This window comes from Meridianimarinicoccus aquatilis (genome assembly GCF_004358675.1).
Lineage (GTDB): Bacteria > Pseudomonadota > Alphaproteobacteria > Rhodobacterales > Rhodobacteraceae > Meridianimarinicoccus > Meridianimarinicoccus aquatilis.
Window position 1 is genome coordinate 1 of sequence record NZ_SMZO01000061.1, and the last position, 20118, is coordinate 20118.

Below are 20118 nucleotides of genomic sequence, written 5' to 3' on the forward strand. Positions count from 1 at the left end.
TGCGTATTTCGCGGAACTTGGGCAGTGATTTCACGCGATCTCGGGCACGCGTTTCAGGCCATCGTGGGCAGCCATTTCACGGTCGTGGGCAGGCTGGTCGACTAGGTGCATTGAGTCAGGCCTGATCGGTTGGGTCAAGCGGTTTTGTGATGCTCATCTTTCTTCGCATGCTTTCTCCGGATAGGGCGAGGCGGTGGGCGTTGTGAACCAGCCGGTCGAGAATAGCATCGGCAAGGGTTGGGTCGCCGATGGCCTCGTGCCATTGATCGACGGGCAACTGGCTGGTGACGATGGTGGAGCCGCGGCCCTGGCGGTCCTCGAGGATTTCCAGGAGGTCACGGCGTTCGGTGGCGGTCAGCACCGATAGACCCCAGTCGTCGAGGATCAGCAGCTCGGTTCGTTCGATGGATTTCAGGACACGGGCGTGGCGCCCGTCGCCCCTGGCGATGGCCAGCGCCTGAAAGAGCCGGGGCACACGGTGATACATCACGCGGCGGTCGTCGCGGCACGCCTTGTGGCCAAGCGCGCAGGCGATCCAACTTTTCCCAAGCCCGGTCGGGCCGGTAATGAGCAGATTTTCATGCCGGTCGATCCAGCCGCTGTCGATGAGGTGCGCCATGACGGATGTGTCGATGCCGCGCGGACTGCGCATGTCGATGTCTTCCACGCAAGCCGCATGGCGGAGCGCGGCAAACCGCAGCCGCGTGGCCAGCTTCTTGGCATCACGTTCTGCCGCCTCTCGATCGACCAGCAATCCAAGTCGCTCTTCGAAGCTGAGGCTTTCGAACATGGCGGAGGCGCGACGCTGTTCGTCGAGCGCCTTGGCCATGCCGGTGAAGCCAAGGGCCTCCAGCCGGTCGGATGTGGGATGTGTCAGCATGGGATGTCTCCTTTTCAGTGGTAATACTTCTGGCCGCGTATGTTGGGGTGCTGCAGCGGCAGCTCGTCAGCGTCTGGTTCCAGGAACGCCTGATCGAGCCCGTTCTTCAGGATTGACCGGATTGAGGATACCGACCGCGCCTTGATGGCGACGCCCCGGCGACAGGCGGCATCAAGGCGGTCAGGTTCATAGCTTTTGGCCAGCGACAGCACGCCCATGCAGGTGCGGAAGCCCTGCTCGGGGTGCGGTCTGTCTTCCATGACGATCTGACAAAACGCGGCGACCGAGGGCCCAAGCTTCTCAGCGCTGGCCAGAACGCGCGCCGGGGTCCATTCCGCATGGCGGCGGTGCGATGACGGCATGTGATCGGGCACCGTGACGTGGCTGCGCCGCCCAGGGTTGCGGACATGGCTGGCGATGCGTTTGCCACGGTGGAAAACTTCGACCGTGGAATGGGTTGCGCGGACGTCGACCTCCTGCCGGATCAAGCTGAAGGGTACCGAATACCAGCACCGGTCAACCTCGACATGGTAGTCGGGTGCAACACGGGCTCGCTTCCATCTGGCAAAGACATAGGGATCGGCGGGCAGCGGTTGCAGGCTCGGGCGGTCCAGCGTGGCGAACAGATCGGCGCGGCTTGCACCGTAATCGCGCATGACCCGGGTGTTCAGATCGTCCAGCAGAGGCCGGATCGCGGCGTTCAGTTCGGCGAGGGAGAAGAACCTGTGATTGCGCAACCGCGCGAGGATCCAGCGTTGTGCCACCTGCACCGCCACTTCGACCTTGGCTTTGTCTTTGGGCTTGCGCACACGCGCGGGCAGAATCGCGGTGCTGTAATGCTCTGCCATCTCGGCATAGGTCCGGTTCAACCCGGGATCGTAGCGGTCGGGTTTGATGACAGCGGATTTGAGGTTATCCGGGACCACCGCCTTGGGCACGCCGCCCAGATAGGCGAACATCCGGGTATGGGCACCGATCCAGTCTTCCAGCCCTTCCGAGGCAACAGCTTCGACGTAGGTGTAACTGGACGCCCCCATGGTGGCGACGAACAGCTTCGCCGCATGCACTTCGCCAGTTTCTGGATCGACAATGTCGATCGTGTCGCCCGCGTAATCGACAAACACCTTCTCACCGCCCGCATGTGTCTGCCGCATACTTGGGCGGACACGCCCCTTCCAGGCGTCGAAATGCGTACAGAACCACGTGTATCCGAACCCGCCCGGATGCTGCGCCCGGTATTCCTCCCACAACAGCATCCTGGTGACACTGCGCTTGCGCAGCTCCTTGTCCATCGCGGCCCAGTCCGGAACAGGGCGATCCGGATCCGGCACGCTCGGCGAGGACGGGAACAGCAACAGTTCAAGGCTGTCGTCGTCCAACCCATCGGGAAGCGGCCACCTCAGGCCCGCGTCGCGAGCCCGCCGCAGATAGGTGCCCACACTTCCCTTCCCAAGCCCGAGCGACGCGGCAATCGACCGCTCGCTCAGCCCTTGGGCAAACTTCAATCGCAATACGTCCCGTATCCGGCGCATGGTCAAACGTCCTGTCGGCATTCCATCCCTCCTGTTGATACGGAGGGGGAGTATCTTCAGTTCGTCGACCAGTCCTGCCCATGATCACGTGAAATCAGTGCCCGCGATCGCGTGAAATCCGCGCCCGCCTTCCCGCGAAATCAGTGCCCACAATCAGCTGAAATCAGTGCCCGCCATCACGCGAAACGCGCAGGCCTTGGCCTGTCAGCATGCCAGAAAGGCCTGTCCGTTGGATTTGTCACCGCCGCCGCATTCGTCCATGAGCTGATGGAAGCCAGAGACGAACGCAGCCTGCTACGGCTTCAAAAGCAGATGGTGGGTTGCAAGCTGCTGATCATCGACGAGCTGGGCTTTGTGCCATTGAGAAAAACTGGGGCCGAACTGCTGTTTGAATTGATCTCCCAACGCTACGAGCGCGGCTCCACGCTGATCACAAGCAACCTGCCATTCGACGAATGGACAGAAACATTTGAGTCAGAACGCCTGACAGGCGCACTCCTCGACCGCCTGACACACCACGTCAACATCCTCGAGATGAACGGCGAAAGCTACCGCCTTGGCCAGAGCAAGGCGCGTCAAGCAACGCCCAAAACCTAAACTTCAATCCGCACAAATTGGCCCTGACGGGCCAAAGCATCCGGGCAACCGCCAGCTATATGACAAGCGCGGCTGCACGGATGCTGGCGCTCGGCTACACGCTGATTATCCCAGCCCCAAAGTGGCAACATTTTGCGCTGCCCTTTGGCTCACTTTCACGCCGCCGTTGACACGTCAAAACGGCGCAGTCATGAGGTCTAGAGAATCTCGCCCAGAGAGAACGCTTTGGGCCATCCTTGGACCGAGGCCAGTGCTCAGCCCCTCCCCCATAACCTTTGAATATAACGGAAAACTCCGGCCGAAGACGGTTCGGGAGAATCGTTTCACTAGGGCAAGTGTCGGAGCGGCGAGGATTCGAACCGCCGGTGCAATCTCGCCATTTGGATTTGTCTTGAGACAGCCAATAGAGGGTTGAGTAGCCAGCCCTGCACCGATTTTGAGTATTCTGGGCCGAACTACGCTCGTTCTTGGGAGTAACTTTGATCGCCACACCAGCAACCATCGACCGCATTGGTAATCACAAGATATAGCACATCAATCCAAAGCGAACACGGTATATTGATTCAGCCCCGTGTTCGCGCGATCTTTAACCCGATTCCGAGACAACTTTACCCCGATTTACATCCTTTGAAAATCCGGCCAAAGTTATCTCGAATGAGCCATAAAAATCTCACATTATCAATGTCTTAAATTTCTCCAGCCCAAAGCCCGACCAAAGATCCCGCTGAAATTGGGCAAAGATCCCGCGAATTCCGGGCAAGACAAAAAAGACCCGCCGAAGCGAGCCCAATGTTTAAAGATTTTCCGGGGTGTCAGATGGATTTCTTTTTCAAAGTCTGCGTTTCGACATCAACGTAAATTGCACCAATGCCGACTTTTCCGGAACGCCGAAACCCCGGGATCTGAAGATCAATAATTTTACAGAACAAGTCCTCGAAACGACCCGCCCCTCTCTGGCAGGCAAAGGATATCGGAAGGAATTTTGCTTCATCTATGTCGTCCAGTTTCGGCAACTCGGCTATCCGATCCAGAAGCACGTCAAGTTGCGAACGAGCAAAGACAATGTGGCGGACCGAGCCTCGACCAGTTCTCGGGATCAGAGGCTTAACGATGCCGACGCGATATAGAATGTCTACCTGACGCCGGGTAGCTCCTAGATATAAGGGGACGTCCTGCAACGGGATAGCGGTCGAAAAGGCTTCGATCAGTGGCACAGTCCTAGCGGCCTCGAACAACATGTTTCCGCTCTCCAACTCGGTGGCCTCCTCCGGGATTTCGCCAAGTTTTTTCAGAAGACGCGATAGGCGCGGCCGCTCGACACCTACAGTCGCGGATAGGCTGTGCAGAGTATGATATCGCCGCTCCGCGATTTCGACGCCGAGAACTTTGGTGCCGGGTTCGATTGCCGAGTGCTTGACAATATGGTTGCGCAGGATGTCACGGATGGGCCCCGGGTCCAACGCGTTGCTCCGACGGTCCAGCCACTCGAAGAGCTTCCCATAGTAAGCTAAAGGACCCGCTTGGACTGCGGTCGCCGACGAGTTCCGGCGTATCGTATCCAGCGCTTCCTCGATTGCGGCTGGTCCTTCGCAGTAGATGGAAAAACCTATATCCGTGGCTTCCTCGGTTTCGCCTGGGGTCAGCTTCCTCAGGGCAACCTTGTGCCCGTGTTGTAAAATTCCGCCAAGCATTTCGGACGCGGCTAGGACCTGTTCAGTGGTTTGATCGTCCATCCAAGAAGCGCCGAGACGGGGTCCGAAATGGAGACGCGTCCGAAGCCATTTCAGATAGTCCGGCGTTTCGGAACTAACGGACAGCGCTGCACCAAGCGGCGATGTTCCCAAAGCAAGACGGAGGTTGGTCTCATTCGCGCAGGGCGAATTCACCAGCCAAAGGGAATGTCGTTCGCACCGAGCAACATGGCGAAAGCCCCAGATCAAACGAAACCGGCGATCAGTCCTGTGACCCTCCTCTTCAAGGCAAGCCGGGCAATAGCGGGCCGCGCGCGGACTCAGGAATGACTTGGAGATGTCCTCGCCCCGGAAAGATGCAACACGCTGTGACACACGGATTGATGCTTGCTGCAGCGCCTCAAGGGGCAGCCCGACAGCCTCCGCAAACCTCGCGACAGCAGCTTCGCGTCCTGAGGTGAAATGCTCTGTGTTGATGCCGATATCCCTGAGAAGCCGGTCCATCCCACGACCGGTGTGCAACATGGCCAGCCGGTCGGAATACGACAGGAGCGTCTCTTCAGGATGGAAAGGGAGAACTGGCCAGAGACTCATCACTGTCCCCATCCGATGGCGTTCAGCTCTGCCTTCACAACATTCCAATCGGCTGCATGAAACGGTGTCATATCGAGCCCGGACTTGGATTTCTTGAACACGCGCTCGGCGTTTTCAAGAGTGATTGCAGCGCACTTCCGCGTGATTGCCGCGCGCAAAATTTCCTTGCCCAGTTCAACGCTCTTTCCGACCTGACCGTACTCGGCAAAGAGTATGCGTTCAGGAAGCGCATCTTCTGCATCGACATGCACTCCGAGGGTGTTCGCGGATTTCAAGAAGTTCCTGCCGAACATTGCTGCACTCTTGCTCCCGGTGCGGATTCTCGAGAGAGGAAGCTCGTTGAAGCGCCGCATGGTTTCGCCGGTAGGTTCCGCCAGTATCGCATTCTTCAAACCAGGGACGCCTGAGATGATGAGCGCCACGCGATGCTCCGACTGCATGATGTGTTTCAGCGCTTGAATGGCCGCAGGAATGTCACGACCGGGGCCCGAACGGAGAATATGATGACACTCATCAATCACCAGTGTCTTGATGCCGACCAGCCCGAAACGATGTCGCGCGATTTCCCATGCATCTGCAGCCCGGAGCTTTGCATCCACCTTCGTGTAGCCCGTCTTTGCGAGGATGATCTCGGCCAGCTTCTTGATCGTTGCTTCCGGCGGCACCGTGATAAATAGCGTATTGCCACCTTGATCGATCTTGAATTCGGTCAAGACAGCGTCTGCGCGCAAGGCGCGCATCAAGAGCGCCGTCTTACCATTGCCAGAGGCCCCAAGGACCATAAGCCCCCTGGTCTCACGAGTTAGGGGGTCGAGCCGAGGCTGTGCCGTCCTTTGTCCATCATCATCGACTTCGAAAATGTCATGCAAATGGTCGTCAAGGTTTTCTTCCTCGCCGAACTTCCAGTATCGGTTTTCCAGCCATTGTAGCTTTTCGGTGATGGTCACCGGGTGAGTTGTCGTCATGTCGTTCATGTCTACTCCATTGAATCTTCTTCTTGATCATCGCTTCCACGGTCGAGACCGACGTGTTCGGACGCGTTTTCGCGGATGTGCTGTTCGGCTTCGACATCCACCTCGGTGTCGATGTCTGCTAAAAGTTCGCTGTAGGATCCTGCAGCGTGACGGCGCTCGGCGGTATCTGCGTGCCGCATGAATCGCTGAACATCCTTTGTGAGTTCAGCGGGTGTCTTTGGCAGGGAGATCAATCCCATCAACTGCTTTAAGCGAGCGGATTCCTTGTTTGCTGCGTTGAGAAAATCACGTCGCCCTATGCGCTCTTCATCATCGGTAACGGCAAGCTCTTGGAGCCAAACCCTCAAATCAGTGTCGGTCTTACCGATCCATCTGTCTTCGCATGCTGGCACGGTCGTCCAAGGACCGTCATCACACCGCACACTGATTGTTCCGACGTCGCCGTCCCACCGGAGAATGTCGAAGTATTCGGCATTCGAATCCAGAAACTTTTCCATAAGGGCATCCGCCTGGTAGTCGATATTGGCCACTCGAAGCCCTTGACGGGTGAGCTTACGCCGCGCACGAACACCGAATGCTTCACGCATTTCTTCGCTGGTCAGCGAGCGCGGTTCACATTCCCTCGTCGCCCGCTCCCACGCCTGGTTAGGGGACATGCCCAAAGCAGAATGGGTTCGGGTGTGATAGGCGTCGACAGTCCACCGCACGAGCCAGACGAGAAAAGCTTCGAGAGTCAGCGTCGCACGATTGGCAGGATCATTATCACCGCGTTCAACCACGTTGCTGAATGCACGCCCTGAGAACCTGAGCAGCAGATCGTTGTGGATCGTCCGAAAGACACGTTCAATGTACGGTTTCAGCCATGGCTTGCCCGCAGGTGCGCCGAGGTTGGTAATCCCAAGGCTGGCAAGCACGTCATAGGCATCATCTGTGATGTAAGCGGCGCCGCGATCGAGTACGATAGTCTCAGGCGCCCCGCACATCGGCCAGCCAAACTTGGCGCCTGCCGCGTCAGCGATCGGATTCTTGTCCGTGTAGATCATTTCAAGCGTGTGCCTGAGCGGATTTTCAATGCCCTCAGGCACAATCTGCAGGGCGAGGAAGCAACGTGTGTGAACATCAAGGGCAGCCGACAACGTGACGCGCCGTGCCTTGCCGTCCAATTGTAGGACCTGCATGATCGACGTTGGCAAATGATCGAAAAGCCCGGTGCTTTGCATCAGTACGAACAGATCGACAGTGTATTCGTCGATCTCAACGCGCTGCAATGCGCGCGAGGTCTCGATGCCCATGCCAAGTGTGTGCAGGTCTTTGTATGCCTTGTTCCAGCCGCTCTTCCGGATCTTGTGATCTAGCGGGGCGTGCTCCTTTATTAGGCTAAGGATATAGTCGTACCCAACCTTATTCATCTTTGCCGCGGGTACGGGCAACCGCTCGCGCTGCTCGTTTTCCGCATCTATTGCGGCCTGAACGCTTTCCACCATGGATTTGATGGTTGCCCGTTCCTGATCCCATAGAATGTTGAGAACACTAACAATAAATGCGTCCGTCGCGTCGTCATGGCGTTTGTAGTTGCCACAGTTTCGATACTTATCGAAAAGACCGTCATCGCCATCAGCCTGCCACTGCCAGTACCAATTCCACATTGTCTGTCCGGATTTAAACCCTTGGTGGAACTCGACGACCCTATCGGTTTCTGTACTGGCTTTCTGAGTTCTGGCCCCACCGCGCTTGTTCTGACGCCGTGATTGCGCAGCTAAGTACTCGCTGTATCGCGTCATTCCCTTTGCGACGATCCGATTAATATTCCTGCAGAAGTCGTCGCGGACGAGCTTGAGGTCCCCACTGTCGAGCATGTCTTGGATTGCGAGAACAAATTGTTTCCTGAACCGCTGACGCGCGATCTCAGTCGGGAGGCGCTCGCTGCGCCGGGGCCTGCTTTGACACACAGACTTGGACAGCGGCCGACGTAGAATCTTCAGGGTGCCATATTTGTTCTCGTTGGCAATGAGTTCGAAGGGTGCGACCGAAGTGTTACTTTCGTGGCATTCACCCGTATCTGGGTCGATCCACGGCTCCCAAAAAATCAGATACCCCTCTGAACGCTTCTCGAGAACGCGCCCTTTACGGATGCCGATCGCAAACTCGCAATCCTTTTCTAGAAGAACTTTGACCTTTTTCCTTAACGCAGCCGACATTATGCAACCCTCGCGCGTTCTATCAGGGTTTTGCCCCGGATTTCTTCAGGGACGAACAGGCGCGCATGCCCCGCCCGGATGGCTCTTACAACGCTGAAAAAGCCCCCGCCGTAAACGCCGATGTCCGAAAGGAACTGGTTGATCGAAACCGGCCCATCGAGGTCATTCAGTGCCTCCAGAATGACGGCATCAAAAACGGGATCGGGCTTCCGAGCCGCATGGTAGAGTTCCGCATTATGTAATTCGACAGGGTTGATGTTACGTTCAGTGACCGTTGCCACCACGTCGCAGATATTCCCCACCGCAGCGGCCCTCACAGAGTCGATCACCTGTTGATAGACAAAGGTTTTGGCGATCCGTTCCGGTTTCACGGAAATGCAGATCCGTTGCCCGCCCTTTGTCGTGTAGCGGAAATCGAAAAAGTGGCTACTGGCCCTTCCAGTAGGGTGCGTGAAGGGCAAAGGTGCCAGTTGTTCTTCGAGGTCAGCGAAATCGTCTCGATAAATCAAACAGATCGCGACCTTGAATTCCGTGTAGCTTCCAAAGCCGAGACGTTGGGGGCGACCGTTGATATTGTCGTAGACCAGTTCTCCAACGAAGTGTCCTTTGGAGGACTTCACAATTTTTCGTACAGCCCGGCTCTTCGCCGGTGTTTTCCTGAAATGTCGTTTGGTTTTAGACATGACTTCTCCATCACCTGCCGGTCATGGCAGGCGTCCTTTGGGTTGCGTTAAGTAACAGACCTGTTCTCTTCGCTGCCGGTCAGGCTGTGACTGCGAACGAGTGAAGAGCGGCAGTTTCTGCCTTGGCTATGCGAGCTTCCTTCCGTGCGGCGGGGATCTGTCTCCGTTTCCGGACCAGGTTCGAATCCCCTTAAGGAAGTGAAACGCACACATCGTGCGGTAGCCAAAATCTGGCTGAGTTGTATTTGCATCCATGCGCGATCTCTCCTTTTTCAAGCGCAAGTCGACAGGTCCGGCGCAAGGACTGCGCCGGGAGTGTTTTTGCGTCGAGGCGAGGAAACCCTTGCGCGCCGTTTCGGCGCTGCTAGAGTTGTTGTTGCTAATAAGGCGGGTTTTCCCGTCTCGACTCAGCCCGGCCTTTGGCCGGGTTTTTCTTTTGCTTTTATCTTTGCTCCTTGTCTCGGGGCTCACCGTCTAATGATCGATGCTCCTAATATTCACCCGTCTTGTGAAAAACCCGAATCTAAAAATTCACTTGTCCACATTTTTTTCTTGCGGCGCTGAAGCTTTCGGCACGGAGAATGCTTGCAGCTCCCGCGAAGATTCGTCAACACATTGATAACTTTGTGAAAAATAATGATGTCACGCTTTTCGCAGGAGACTGGGAACGTGGATTATTCCGCGCTTTCTGAGGCATTGAGGACGGCAGAAGACGAAGTTTTCGCCTCCCGTTGCACGCATTCGAAAAGATAACGTTGCGTCACCCTGCGCTTTTTTTTCGAGGAAGTCAGTAGATGGTCTGCGTTTGTACCCACTCGAGCAGAGCACAGCGCTTTTACCCCGGCAACGACAGGGCAGCGGACGAAGCTGCCATCCATCAATTTAGGGAATGGCTGTTTTGCTTTTGGAAGGCTTGGATCGTGCTTTCGACTGGCTTAGCCTAATTCCATGGGTCAGGTTACGTCTCTCTTTGCTCGAAAGGTCGTCGGCGTTGTAGATAATGCTGTTGATGCCAGCGCAGTGCTGGCATCCGTTGGCGTTGATGCGGATGGCGCATGGGATCCTAAGCACATGCTCGACGAAGATGACTACTACGGCATGATCGAGTTGATGGCCGAGCAGATGGACATAACGCATTTGCCATTGATCGTTGGTGACGCGATGCGACCGGACGAATACGGTGCCCTCGGCCTTGCTTGGAAATCCGCGCCTAATCTTCTTGGCTCGTTTTCCCGTGTGGCGCGATACGGGCGCCTCTGGAGCAGCTTCACTAAATACGAACTGGAGGAGGCGGACGAAGGCATGCTTTTTGTTGAGCACCGAGAGGGTATACGTCGTCTCGGAATGCGCATCTCGATAGAGGCTGATCTTGCCAGTGGCGTTTCGCTCAGTCGGCAGGTGTCGCCGAGACCGTTTGCTCCGATCGAGGTTTATTTCAAACATGCGGCGCCCAAAACGATCGAACACCACGAAGCTTATTTCGGCTGTCCCGTTCATTTCGGAGCAGACAAGGATGCGATGCTGCTCTCTCGTCAGTCTGTTTCCGATCCCAATGTCCTAGGGGATGAGGGGATCACGCGATTTCTTGTCTCCCATCTCGATCAGGAACTGGCGCAGATCGATTACACACCTGCTTTGCAAACGCAGACAAAGGATGAAATTGCGCGCGCGCTTAGCGAAGGTCTGCCCAAGATGGCAGATATCGGGCGCAGGCTGGGCCTGAGCGCCCGGTCGTTTCACCGGCGTCTCGCGGAACAGGGGCTCAGCTTTCAGACTTTGACAGAGGAAACCCGCCGCGAAATCGCCACAGCCATGCTGCAGGAAGAACGCTACGCGCTGTCCGAGATTGCATTTCTCACCGGGTATTCCGAGCAAAGCGCCTTCAACCGCGCTTTCAAACGGTGGATGGGTGTGACGCCGGCAACCTATCGGAAGTCTCTCAAATAAGGTTCCCTCCATCCACGGTATTGGCCGCGAATGTCAAAACCGTGGCAAGCGCAGTCAAGACCGGCACCTCCTAGTTTTTCTAAACCGTGGTCATCAACTTGAACCAAGGAGACCTAAAATGACCGCACTTATCGTTGCACGCTTCGACGTAAAAAATGCCGAAAAAATGAACGCCTATGCCACCGCGGCGGGCCCGACCGTGTTGGCTCACGGTGGCGAGTTCGTCGCCATGGGCGAAAAGGTTGGCGCGCTGGTTGGGGAAGAAGAAAAGCAATCCGTTGCCATGGTTCGCTTTCCGGATGTCGCATCGGCCAAGACATGGTTTGCCTCGCCGGAGTACACGGCCTGCAAATCTCTTCGAGAAGAAGCCGCGGAGATGCAATTCACGCTCTATGAGACAGACTAAGCATCCCAGTACACTGTGACCTAAAAGAGCGGCGTTGGGCATTCCAGCGCCGCTGTTCGTTTTGCGGTGTGATCCGACGCGACATCGGGTTGGCAGCAGATGTCAAAACCTTGGCAAGCGCGGTCAATACCCGAGACCGTCCGTCTTTCTAAACCTTGGTCATCAACTTGAACCAAGGAGACAGAATATGACTGACCAACCCATCCTCGTTATCGGCGCCACCGGCAAGACCGGTTCCCGCGTCGTCAGCAAGCTCGAAGCCAAAGGTGTCACTGTCCGGCGCGGTGCCCGGCGGTCCGAGACCCCGTTTGATTGGGAAGACCCGGCAAGCTGGGCACCAGCAGTAAGCGGAGTTTCAAAGGCCTATGTTACCTACTTCCCAGATCTTGCTTTCCCCGGCGCAGTCGAGAAACTAGAGGCCTTTACCAAGGTTGCCGTCGAAAGCGGACTACAACACATTGTCCTCCTTTCCGGTCGCGGCGAACACTTCGCCAGCATGGGCGAAGACATCGTCCGCAATTCTGGCCTGCCCTTCACCATCGTGCGGGCGGCGTGGTTCGCTCAGAACTTCAGCGAAGGCTATCTGCGTGACCCGATCCTCGGCGGCGTGCTGCCGATGCCTGGCGGTGATATGCGTGAACCGATCATCGACATTGACGACATCGCCGACGTGGTGGTCGCGGCCCTGACCGAAGAGGGCCATATTGGCGAACGCTACGAAGTCACTGGCCCGCGCCTGATGACATTCGCCGAAATGGCCGAGGTGCTGTCCACGACGCTGGATCGCCACATTCAGCATATTCCGATCACCTTCGAGGAGTTCCATGCCAATGTCGCGGCCTCCGGCGATGATTTCGTCGCCGATGTTTTTACCCAAATCGCTCGAGAGACACTGGATGGCCGGAACGCCTATACGGCAGACGGTGTCGAGCGCGCCTTGGGTCGCAAACCGCGAGACTTCGCAGAGTTTGCACAGACCGCCATGGCCGCAGACGCTTGGTCTGCCGCTGCCTGACCCTCTCAACATGCGGCAGGAGGCAGGGCTTTCCTGCCGCATCACCCTCATCAGGAGTTCCGAAAATGTCGACTGCCTTCTTCTTTCTCATGCAGTTCGCAATCATCGCTTATGCCCTCGTGGGCGGTGTGTTTCTCGCCTTTTCCGACTTCATAATGCGGTCTCTCGCATTGACAGGCGGCCATGGCGGCGTCGAGGCCATGCAGGTCATCAACCGCGAGGTCTTTCGCTGGGTGTTCATGGCGCTATTCCTCGGCATGGCGGCGGTTTCGGTGATCGTTGCAGGCTATGGAGCCTTTGGCCTCTCGGGCCCCGTGGGCACGCTGATCATGATGGCTGGGCTGGTCTATCTCATCGGCTGTTTCGGCGTCACCGTCTTCTTCAACGTTCCCATGAACGAGGCCCTCGCGGGTATGGAAATGTCATTGGACACCACACGTGACTACTGGCTCCAGACCTATATCCCTCGATGGACGTTCTGGAACTCGGTGCGGACCTTCGCCAGTGCTGTTTCCGCTGCGCAGCTTCTCTTCGGACTTCTCTGGATGACCCAGAGCTGTTGAATTCTGCGAGGAATTGACCCAGTTTTCCGAAACGCCGCAACCCACTGGAATCAAGAATTCCGTTTACTTTTCATAAGATTATCATGTTTCAGAGGGGGCAGCACCAAATGAAAAATTGGGTCAATCCAACACGAAAATCAACACCAATGGTTGGAGGATCGCTGTATCGCCCTTTGGGCCGAGACACAGCACCGAGAGTTGCTGGGAACGATTGCCGATACTTGGAAGGCAAAGAAGCCTACGCTCATGGCGCTGCCACCGGCCTTCGATGGATTTGTCGAGCACAGCAAACGGGTATCCCCGACCTCCCTGGTCATAGCCGGCGGCCTCGACCACCTTGAGGCGCGAGGCAACGGCAATCTCGCGGTCAAGCGCCTCGATGGCCCGGTCGATTTCCGCAACGCTGCGATAGTCCACCGTCTTTCCGTCGTAACTGACACGCGCCACGCCTGAGGCACGCTGAACAGCCAAGGTCTCGCGGCGACTATGGAGTTCCGTCAATGTCGGCATCTGAAATTGACCTGACTTGGGAATATGTTTCATTGAGCCAACCGAATCCCGAGTGAGGGCAAAAGCATGACCCCGACCGAAATCATGCGCGATCTCGCGCGCGACGACATTTTTCCGAAAACCGCCATGGCCGAGGCAGGCACACGGCGCGAAGAAATGGCGCCAGTCTTCATCGATCTCGTAGCCCGCCTCGCACATCAGCGTATCCCGGCGATGAAAGACGCCGATCTGATGGCTTTGATTCCGATCTTCCACATGCTGGGCGAATGGCAGGATCCGCGTGCCTATCGCCCTTTGGTTCAGATACTCCGTCGCCCAACAAAGGTCATCGACCATCTCTTAGGGGACGCTGTCACCGAAACGAGCTTTCGCGTTGTCGCTGGAACATTTGACGGTGACTTGCAGCCCGTGTTCGACGCGATCGAGGACAGGAAGGCTGACGAGTTCGCGCGGTCTTCGCTGATCAGCGCCCTCGTCTTGATCGCACAACAGCACCCCGCTCAACGCCACATGATCGAGGATTACTTCCGGACCTTTCGCCAGCGCTGCCCCAAGGCACCCACGGACGTGCTGACCGGCTGGATGGACGCCATTGCCACCCTCGGGCTCGAGGACATGTCGGAGCCCGTGCGCGAGATTTTTGATCAGGGCCTGATCCCGAAAGAGTATTGCGATTTCGGGCATTTCCTTGAGGATATGGAAGCCACTCTCAACGAAGATGTTTCTCCCGCAAACCGTCGTTACCAGAATGCTCTGATCACCAATGCCATCGATGAGCTGTCGAAATGGCACTGTTATACTGATGCGTTTCTTGCCCAGCAGAAGACCCGCAAAGTTGACAACGCCTTGCGCGTGGCCCCCTGGACAGAGGCCCTCACAAAGACACCTGACAAACTTGGACGCAACGACCCTTGTCCCTGCGGCAGCGGCAAGAAGTTCAAGAAATGCTGTCTGCATTGAACCGGCCAGGCAAAAATGACCCTGCGTTTCCAGACCCTTCACCTCATGTAACTTGAGTGCACGGTGCAGGGCGGTGTCACTGGTTCGCAATGGGGATAGTTGCGGAGCGGATGGGTCTGACGTCCAACCTTCTTCACATTTCAAGACGACGTTTTTGTGTTGCAAAGCGGGTCTCTAGCTCGGTCAGCCAGTGGCTCCGACCATGGCTTCATCGCCGATAAGTAATCGTCGGATGCGATCAAGTATGTTTTCACTGTTCGCCACGTCTATGCTGGCGGTCTCAAGGATTGTGGCATGGCCGACGATGCGATGGCGGGCGTGAACAACGTCTTCGGTTCCGAGGCCGGGGTGATGGGGATAGAGCAGCGTCAATCGCGGCGCGTGGTACAGCTGCGCATAGGCCATCATCTGATACACGTCGGCCTGCGAGACGCCTTGCTTCGGATCATCGATGCGCGAGGATATCCGCTTCCACTTGGTATCGATGACGTGGGTTACCGTACCACCACTGCGGATTAGGATGTCGGGCTTGGTCTGGAACAGCCCGCGTTCGCTGTCCTGCGTGCTGAGGCAGAACAGGCGTCCACCTTGGAGCGAAACGATAAGTCCAGTTCCCGCCACTGCGCGAGCGATCAGCCGTCCGACATATTCTTCGAACAGTGCGTTCATCTCGAACAGCATCGCGGTGCCCTCACCCGTTCCGCCTGTCGTCGTCTGGTAGCGGTCATGCAGGAAGAGACGCGCCATGGCGAACAGCTCTCGCCAGGACCGGTTGGTCCGATCGATGACGACCTCGTCCCATCGCAGGGCTGGGACCGGAACGTCGGCGATTTCAGCATAGACAAACGCCAGCTCGCGCAGGCGCTTCTGGTTGACGCTGCGCCGCGAGAGGCGAAACAGGTGAATCACTGCCGCCTTCATGATCCTGTTGAGCGGCGTGTCTTCCGAGAGAAGATCGAAACGGCAGGCGAGACGTGAAGGATTGACCGCATGTCGGGTGAACTGACGGTTCACATCGAGCTGGCCACGCAAAGTCGGCAAGTCTTCTTCCTGCCCGACATAACGGCGCGGCATGCCCTTGCGAAGGGTTTCGGTCAGCTTGTCGCAAAAGATACGGATCAAGATTTCCAGGAGCGTTTCGCGCTGCCAGGCGAGATCGGTAATGACACCGAGGTCAATCTTGAGATCAAGCGCTAAGGCAAGCATATGCACCAAGCGTTTCCGGATCGCGGCATTGTCGTGATCGGGTGTTGCACCGGGCGCCACATCGATCTTTGGCAGGATCTCCAGGCTTGCATCGCCCGATGCCAGAATCCCGACCACGCCGCGGGCACGCAACGCGTTCCTGCCATGCTCGAGCACCCCACTGCCGCCGCGTCCGGCGAAAGCCGAGCGTGCCGCCAGCCCCGCAAGTCGGTCGGCATGGTGCACCGTGATCTGACCCTTGGCCTCGCCGTAGGCGAGCTTTTCCCACTCACGAACCGTGTAGGCGGGCATCAGGCTGCGAAGTCCGAGAAATCAAAGCTGGTCTTTACGCTCCAACGCCGCTTGTCCCCGCCCAGATCTTCATTGGCGAAGCCGACTGGCGCTGCCAACCGTATGGATTCGAGAAAACGGGCGCCGTTGGCACCATCACCATCGCCGAGCACCGCAGCAACCTTTGACCAGTCTTCGTAAAAGTACTCCGCCAGAAGCGGGATGACCTTGTGGCGCATGACATCCTCCACATCAGCGCGGGTCGTGCAACCTGTGAAGTAAGCATGGCCGATCTGGTGTTCCCGATCGAAAAGATACTCGATCCGCTCGTTGAGGGTGCGCAGAAGCTTGCACAGATCGACCCCTTCGAGATTCGCGGCATCAAGCTGCCGCGCCGCCAGCGCCCGCCGCAGTTCTTCAACGTCGGGCATCAGCTCGCGGAAGGTAAACCGGCGACGCAAGGCGGTATCGAGCAGCGCAATCGAACGGTCCGCGGTGTTCATTGTGCCGATAATGTGCAGGTTGGCCGGCACGCCGAAACTCGTCCCGGAATAGGGAAGCCGAACTCTGACTTCGTTTTCGCAACCGAGCCGCTTGTCAATTTCGAGCAGCGTGATCAGCTCGCCAAAGACTTTGGAGATATTGGCCCGGTTGATCTCGTCGATGATGAGGACGTGCGGCCGCGCACTGGCCACCGGCCGCTCGGCATTGGGATCGATCACCACCGATTCCAGCGCATCCCAATCGATCTTGTTCGGATCGAGGCGATAGGCCGACTGACGGCGGAAGTTCCGGGCGTAGAAAGGTGCGCGCTCCGCTCCGTTGTCGTCCCGCCAGATCCATTCAACGCTGCGACGATGCGAATGGAAGTCGGCGTCAGCATCAAAATAATACTCGCCACTCACGCGTCCGAAGGCGCGATAACTGTCACGGCCGTCGGAGATGACCACATAGTCGCCGACCTGAAGGCCGGACCGAAACGCGAAGATCATTTCGATATTTGGATCTTTGCCGGATGCATCGGGATCCTTTTGGTCGTTCCACGCCTTTCGGATTTCTTCGAAATCGTCGAACCGCTCGTCCGACCAGTCGATATCACCGCCCCAGCCGAGATGGATCAATCCGCCATCGAGGCCTTCGCGAATTCGGCTTTCCTGGCTACCGCGCTGACCGAGAGCAATCTTGTAGATTGGGCGCGAACGGTCGAGCCGCTTTGCCGGCGCATCGCCTGTGTCGAGTCGTGCCCTCTCGCTGATGATCTTGAATACGCCGGCATGGGGCTTGAGGCTGAAACCGCCGGAAGTGCCGGCACCCTCGTCGTCACCTTCCTGTTCGCTCCCTGTCGTCGGCCGAAGCCCTTCAACAAAATCCTCATAGGAAAATGACTGGTGGAACGTCACGAACTCGATCCGACCTTCACCAGCAAGGCGGCGGTACTCGGTCATCAGGGCATCGCGGTCATGGCGCAAAGGCTCCGCCGCGTTCCCGCCCAAGCAAAGGCGCACCGCCTCCCAAGCCGTGGCGTAGGTTTTCCCGGTTCCCGGCGGGCCGTAGAGGATGAGATTGCTGGCGGTGGGCATTGCCGTCATGGGTTCAAAGGTCATGGGTTCGTGCCCTTCCGCCGAGGCGAGCTTATAGGTGAAGACGGTGGAACTGCTGGGATTTGGCAGGGTGTGCGTCGGGGGCGGAACCTCCGCGAGCTTCTGGAACTCCTCGCTCCCGAGCGCGCTACAAATCGCCGGATGCCGATCGTGCAGACCGATGTCGTGGCCGAGATCGCCTGCTCGTATGGCAACTTCTGCTTCGCCGTTCTCGCGAGCCAGTTCGATATAGTAGTTGCGCGCGCACAGGCGGATGCGGTCGGCACCCGAGATTAGATGCTTTCGTTCCGGCGGCGGAGTGACCGGCGCGCCATCTGCATCGACAATGATGTAACCGGCGTTGTGAAGGAAAGACGCTGCGCTTTTCGTCGTGCTCCAACCGCCATTGAGGTCATCGACCTTCTGGACGAACCCGACGATCGGCTTGGAGGGGTAGACCCGGTTTGGCCGCTCGCGTGTCGAGCGCACCCAGTAATCGCGCGACTCGCCGAAGGCGTCGAAAATCGCGGCGTGCTCGCCCGATTGGCGATAGCTATCGTAGGCGTCCATCGCCGCCTCGATCGCTTCGCGCGAAAAGGATGCCGCGTCCTCTTCCTTATAATTGTGGACGACCCACAGTGCGCCTTGCACATCGATCATGTCGCGTGGCGCCAGCCCCTGAGCCTCGAAAGCGCTGCGGACCGCCTTCATGAAGCGCCATTCGTCACGATAGGTTTCAGCCATCGACGAGTGATCGGGGAACCGGCTGCCCACAGCTTGCAGCCATAGATCCTGACGTACGGAATGACGGATATAGATGCCCTCGTTAGGGGCGAGATGCAGTAGCAGGAATTCGCCGATCTGACGGGCCGGATCGGGCTTACCGTTCGGGACAGCCGCAATCCAGGCGTTGACAAAGGCCTCCAGCGCCAAGGCGTGACCGTCGGCTGTGCCAAGCGCGGCATCAACGAGCTTGCGCAAGGCGGGCCAGAGCTTTTCACGATCCGCATCACCCTTTGGCGACATCGGCCAATAGGCGCGCCATTGCAGCAGATTGCTTTTGGCGAGCGCGGTGTTTACGGCAGCGGCGAGATCCTGATCGGATCCGGGTTGCGTGATTGCTGCCTTGAGCTCGGCTGCAATCTCAAGCTTATAGGTTCGCTCCGCCTCGTCGAAATGCGGATCGGGCCGGTCAAAGCGATCCAGGGCGGGAAAGAAATGGCGAAGGCGCTCGATCCAGCGCGTGATCTCCGCCGGATTCAGAACCAACACATCTTCAGAATTTAACAATGCCTCGAGCAGTCGGCGCAGTGCTTCGGCATTATCGATCCGCACGAAAATGCAATCAGCATCGCCAAAGGACCAGTCTCGGCTCAGGGCCGAATGCCGCCCACCATCCTTCATGCCGCTCTGATAGGACCGCAGCTCGCTGGCAAAGCCGCTCGCCTCGACGCGATCGCGCCACTTTGCATGAAGAAAGATGTTGGCCGGATTCTGTATTTCCCACAGCAGGCGCTCACCTGCGCCAAATTCAAAGGACACCATTTTCTTGGTGACACCGCCGCCCAGGTGCAGGCCCGAGCCGCGCAGCACGTCGGAAAGAGCCCGGCGCAGCGGTAGGGGCCGGTCGCGCTCATTTTCATCGAGGCGTGCCTCGAGACTATCCCACATTCAAAAATCTCCAAATTCAGGTAATGCGCAGAGCGCGTTCACCAGTCGCATCTGCTCGACTGTCTCGCATTTCGCCGAGCTATGCCCGAAAGTTGGTGACGGCGTGATCAGGCGGCACTTTGAAGTTGCTTGATCCCGTCCTTGAATTCAATCCCTTCGATGATTTCGGGCATGCGGTTGGCACCATCGAGTTTGCGCCATTTTGTCTGGGCTGACATCATCAGCTTGAAGGCCATGGCGAGCCCGGTTTTACGGCTGAGGCACCCCTTGGTTTTACCAGTGCGATGCCGCACCGTGGCGAAGGTGCTTTCGATGGGATTGGTTGTGCGGATGTGCTTCCAATGTTCAGCGGGGAAGTCATAGAATGCCAAGAGCACGTCGCGGTCTTTGGTCAATTTAGCGACGGCCTTGTCGTATTTTACGCCGTAGGTTGTGACGAAGAAGTCGAAGGCCGCCTCGGCATCCACGCGGGTTTCGGCCTGCCAAATATCGTGCAGATGACCTTTGGCTTTGGCCTGAACGGACTTCGGCATCGCGTTCAGAACATTGCCGGTCTTGTGGAACCAGCAGCGCTGTTCTTTCGTGGCACCAAAGACCTCGCGTAGCGCATGCCAGAACCCCAAAGCACCGTCACCAATGGCAAGGTCAGGCGCGTGGGTGAGCCCGCGTCGTTGCAGATCAAGCAGCAGTTCTCGCCAACTTTGGGTGCTTTCGCGGTAGCCATCAGCAAGGCCGATGATTTCCTTTCGACCCCATTCATCCGCGCCGATCAACACCAGGACACATTGTTTTTCTTCAGCCATTCGTGGGCGGAAGTAGACACCATCAGCCCAGATGTAGA

14 protein-coding genes and 3 pseudogenes are annotated in these 20118 nt (G+C 57.5%); 7 read left to right on the top strand and 10 right to left on the bottom strand.

The annotated features are described in order from the left end of the window. Positions 1–115: 115 nt before the first annotated feature. Entirely contained in the window at positions 116–880 is a 765-nt protein-coding gene (gene istB / locus E2L05_RS17550; protein ID WP_133343488.1) for an IS21-like element helper ATPase IstB, read from the bottom strand. A 14-nt stretch (positions 881–894) separates the two neighbouring features. Further along, on the bottom strand, positions 895–2433 hold the full coding sequence (gene istA / locus E2L05_RS17555; protein ID WP_133343487.1) for an IS21 family transposase: 1539 nt from the start codon (positions 2431–2433) through the stop codon (positions 895–897). 171 nt (positions 2434–2604) lie between these two features. On the opposite strand from istA, the pseudogene E2L05_RS17560 reads away from it, so the two are divergent. Next, positions 2605–3009, top strand: a pseudogene (locus E2L05_RS17560) (ATP-binding protein); the annotation flags it as partial. 812 nt (positions 3010–3821) lie between these two features. Here the strand turns inward: E2L05_RS17560 and E2L05_RS17565 are convergent. Genes E2L05_RS17565 through E2L05_RS17580 form a run of 4 tightly spaced genes read right to left on the bottom strand, consistent with a single transcriptional unit; the run spans position 3822 to position 9149 of the window. Then, on the bottom strand, positions 3822–5294 hold the full coding sequence (locus tag E2L05_RS17565; RefSeq protein ID WP_165971799.1) for a TniQ family protein: 1473 nt from the start codon (positions 5292–5294) through the stop codon (positions 3822–3824). Beyond that, positions 5294–6268 (bottom strand): TniB family NTP-binding protein, encoded by a 975-nt coding sequence (locus E2L05_RS17570; protein WP_133344121.1) that lies wholly within the window; start codon positions 6266–6268, stop codon positions 5294–5296. Before E2L05_RS17570 ends, E2L05_RS17565 begins: the two co-directional genes overlap by 1 nt. Before the next feature lie 2 nt (positions 6269–6270). Beyond that, complete coding sequence (locus E2L05_RS17575) at positions 6271–8466, bottom strand: DDE-type integrase/transposase/recombinase (protein WP_133344122.1); 2196 nt, start codon at positions 8464–8466, stop codon at positions 6271–6273. Further along, the gene (locus tag E2L05_RS17580) at positions 8466–9149 is read right to left on the bottom strand and encodes a hypothetical protein (protein WP_165971800.1); all 684 of its coding nucleotides are present in this window, start codon (positions 9147–9149) and stop codon (positions 8466–8468) included. Before E2L05_RS17580 ends, E2L05_RS17575 begins: the two co-directional genes overlap by 1 nt. Positions 9150–10097: 948 nt before the next feature. On the opposite strand from E2L05_RS17580, the gene E2L05_RS17585 reads away from it, so the two are divergent. The 5 genes and pseudogenes from E2L05_RS17585 to E2L05_RS21170 form a co-directional block, all read left to right on the top strand. Then, positions 10098–11096, top strand: coding sequence for an AraC family transcriptional regulator (locus tag E2L05_RS17585; RefSeq protein ID WP_133344124.1), 999 nt, complete (start codon positions 10098–10100; stop codon positions 11094–11096). A 118-nt stretch (positions 11097–11214) separates the two neighbouring features. Next, positions 11215–11502, top strand: coding sequence for a DUF1330 domain-containing protein (locus E2L05_RS17590; RefSeq protein ID WP_133344125.1), 288 nt, complete (start codon positions 11215–11217; stop codon positions 11500–11502). 187 nt (positions 11503–11689) lie between these two features. Beyond that, positions 11690–12517 carry an NAD(P)H-binding protein gene (locus E2L05_RS17595; RefSeq protein WP_133344126.1) on the top strand — a complete coding sequence of 276 codons (828 nt, stop codon included), beginning with the start codon at positions 11690–11692 and terminating at the stop codon, positions 12515–12517. Positions 12518–12582: 65 nt separating this feature from the next. After that, complete coding sequence (locus E2L05_RS17600; protein WP_133344127.1) at positions 12583–13080, top strand: anthrone oxygenase family protein; 498 nt, start codon at positions 12583–12585, stop codon at positions 13078–13080. 141 nt (positions 13081–13221) lie between these two features. Further along, positions 13222–13395, top strand: a pseudogene (locus E2L05_RS21170) (IS21 family transposase); the annotation flags it as partial. A gap of 39 nt (positions 13396–13434) precedes the next feature. Here E2L05_RS21170 and E2L05_RS21355 read toward each other — a convergent pair. After that, positions 13435–13623, bottom strand: a pseudogene (locus tag E2L05_RS21355) (phage head-tail joining protein); the annotation flags it as partial. 33 nt (positions 13624–13656) lie between these two features. On the opposite strand from E2L05_RS21355, the gene E2L05_RS21175 reads away from it, so the two are divergent. Next, positions 13657–14550 (top strand): DUF1186 domain-containing protein, encoded by an 894-nt coding sequence (locus E2L05_RS21175; protein ID WP_341776758.1) that lies wholly within the window; start codon positions 13657–13659, stop codon positions 14548–14550. 183 nt (positions 14551–14733) lie between these two features. On the opposite strand, the gene E2L05_RS17615 is transcribed toward E2L05_RS21175, so the two are convergent. The 3 genes from E2L05_RS17615 to E2L05_RS17625 all read right to left on the bottom strand — a co-directional run. Beyond that, a complete protein-coding gene (locus E2L05_RS17615) occupies positions 14734–16047 on the bottom strand; it encodes an McrC family protein (protein ID WP_133344128.1) in 1314 nt (437 codons plus the stop codon). Then, positions 16047–19277, bottom strand: coding sequence for an AAA family ATPase (locus tag E2L05_RS21180; RefSeq protein ID WP_243722044.1), 3231 nt, complete (start codon positions 19275–19277; stop codon positions 16047–16049). Before E2L05_RS21180 ends, E2L05_RS17615 begins: the two co-directional genes overlap by 1 nt. A gap of 107 nt (positions 19278–19384) precedes the next feature. Continuing rightward, a partial coding sequence (locus E2L05_RS17625; protein ID WP_133342215.1) for an IS256 family transposase occupies positions 19385–20118 on the bottom strand: 734 nt, incomplete at its 5' end.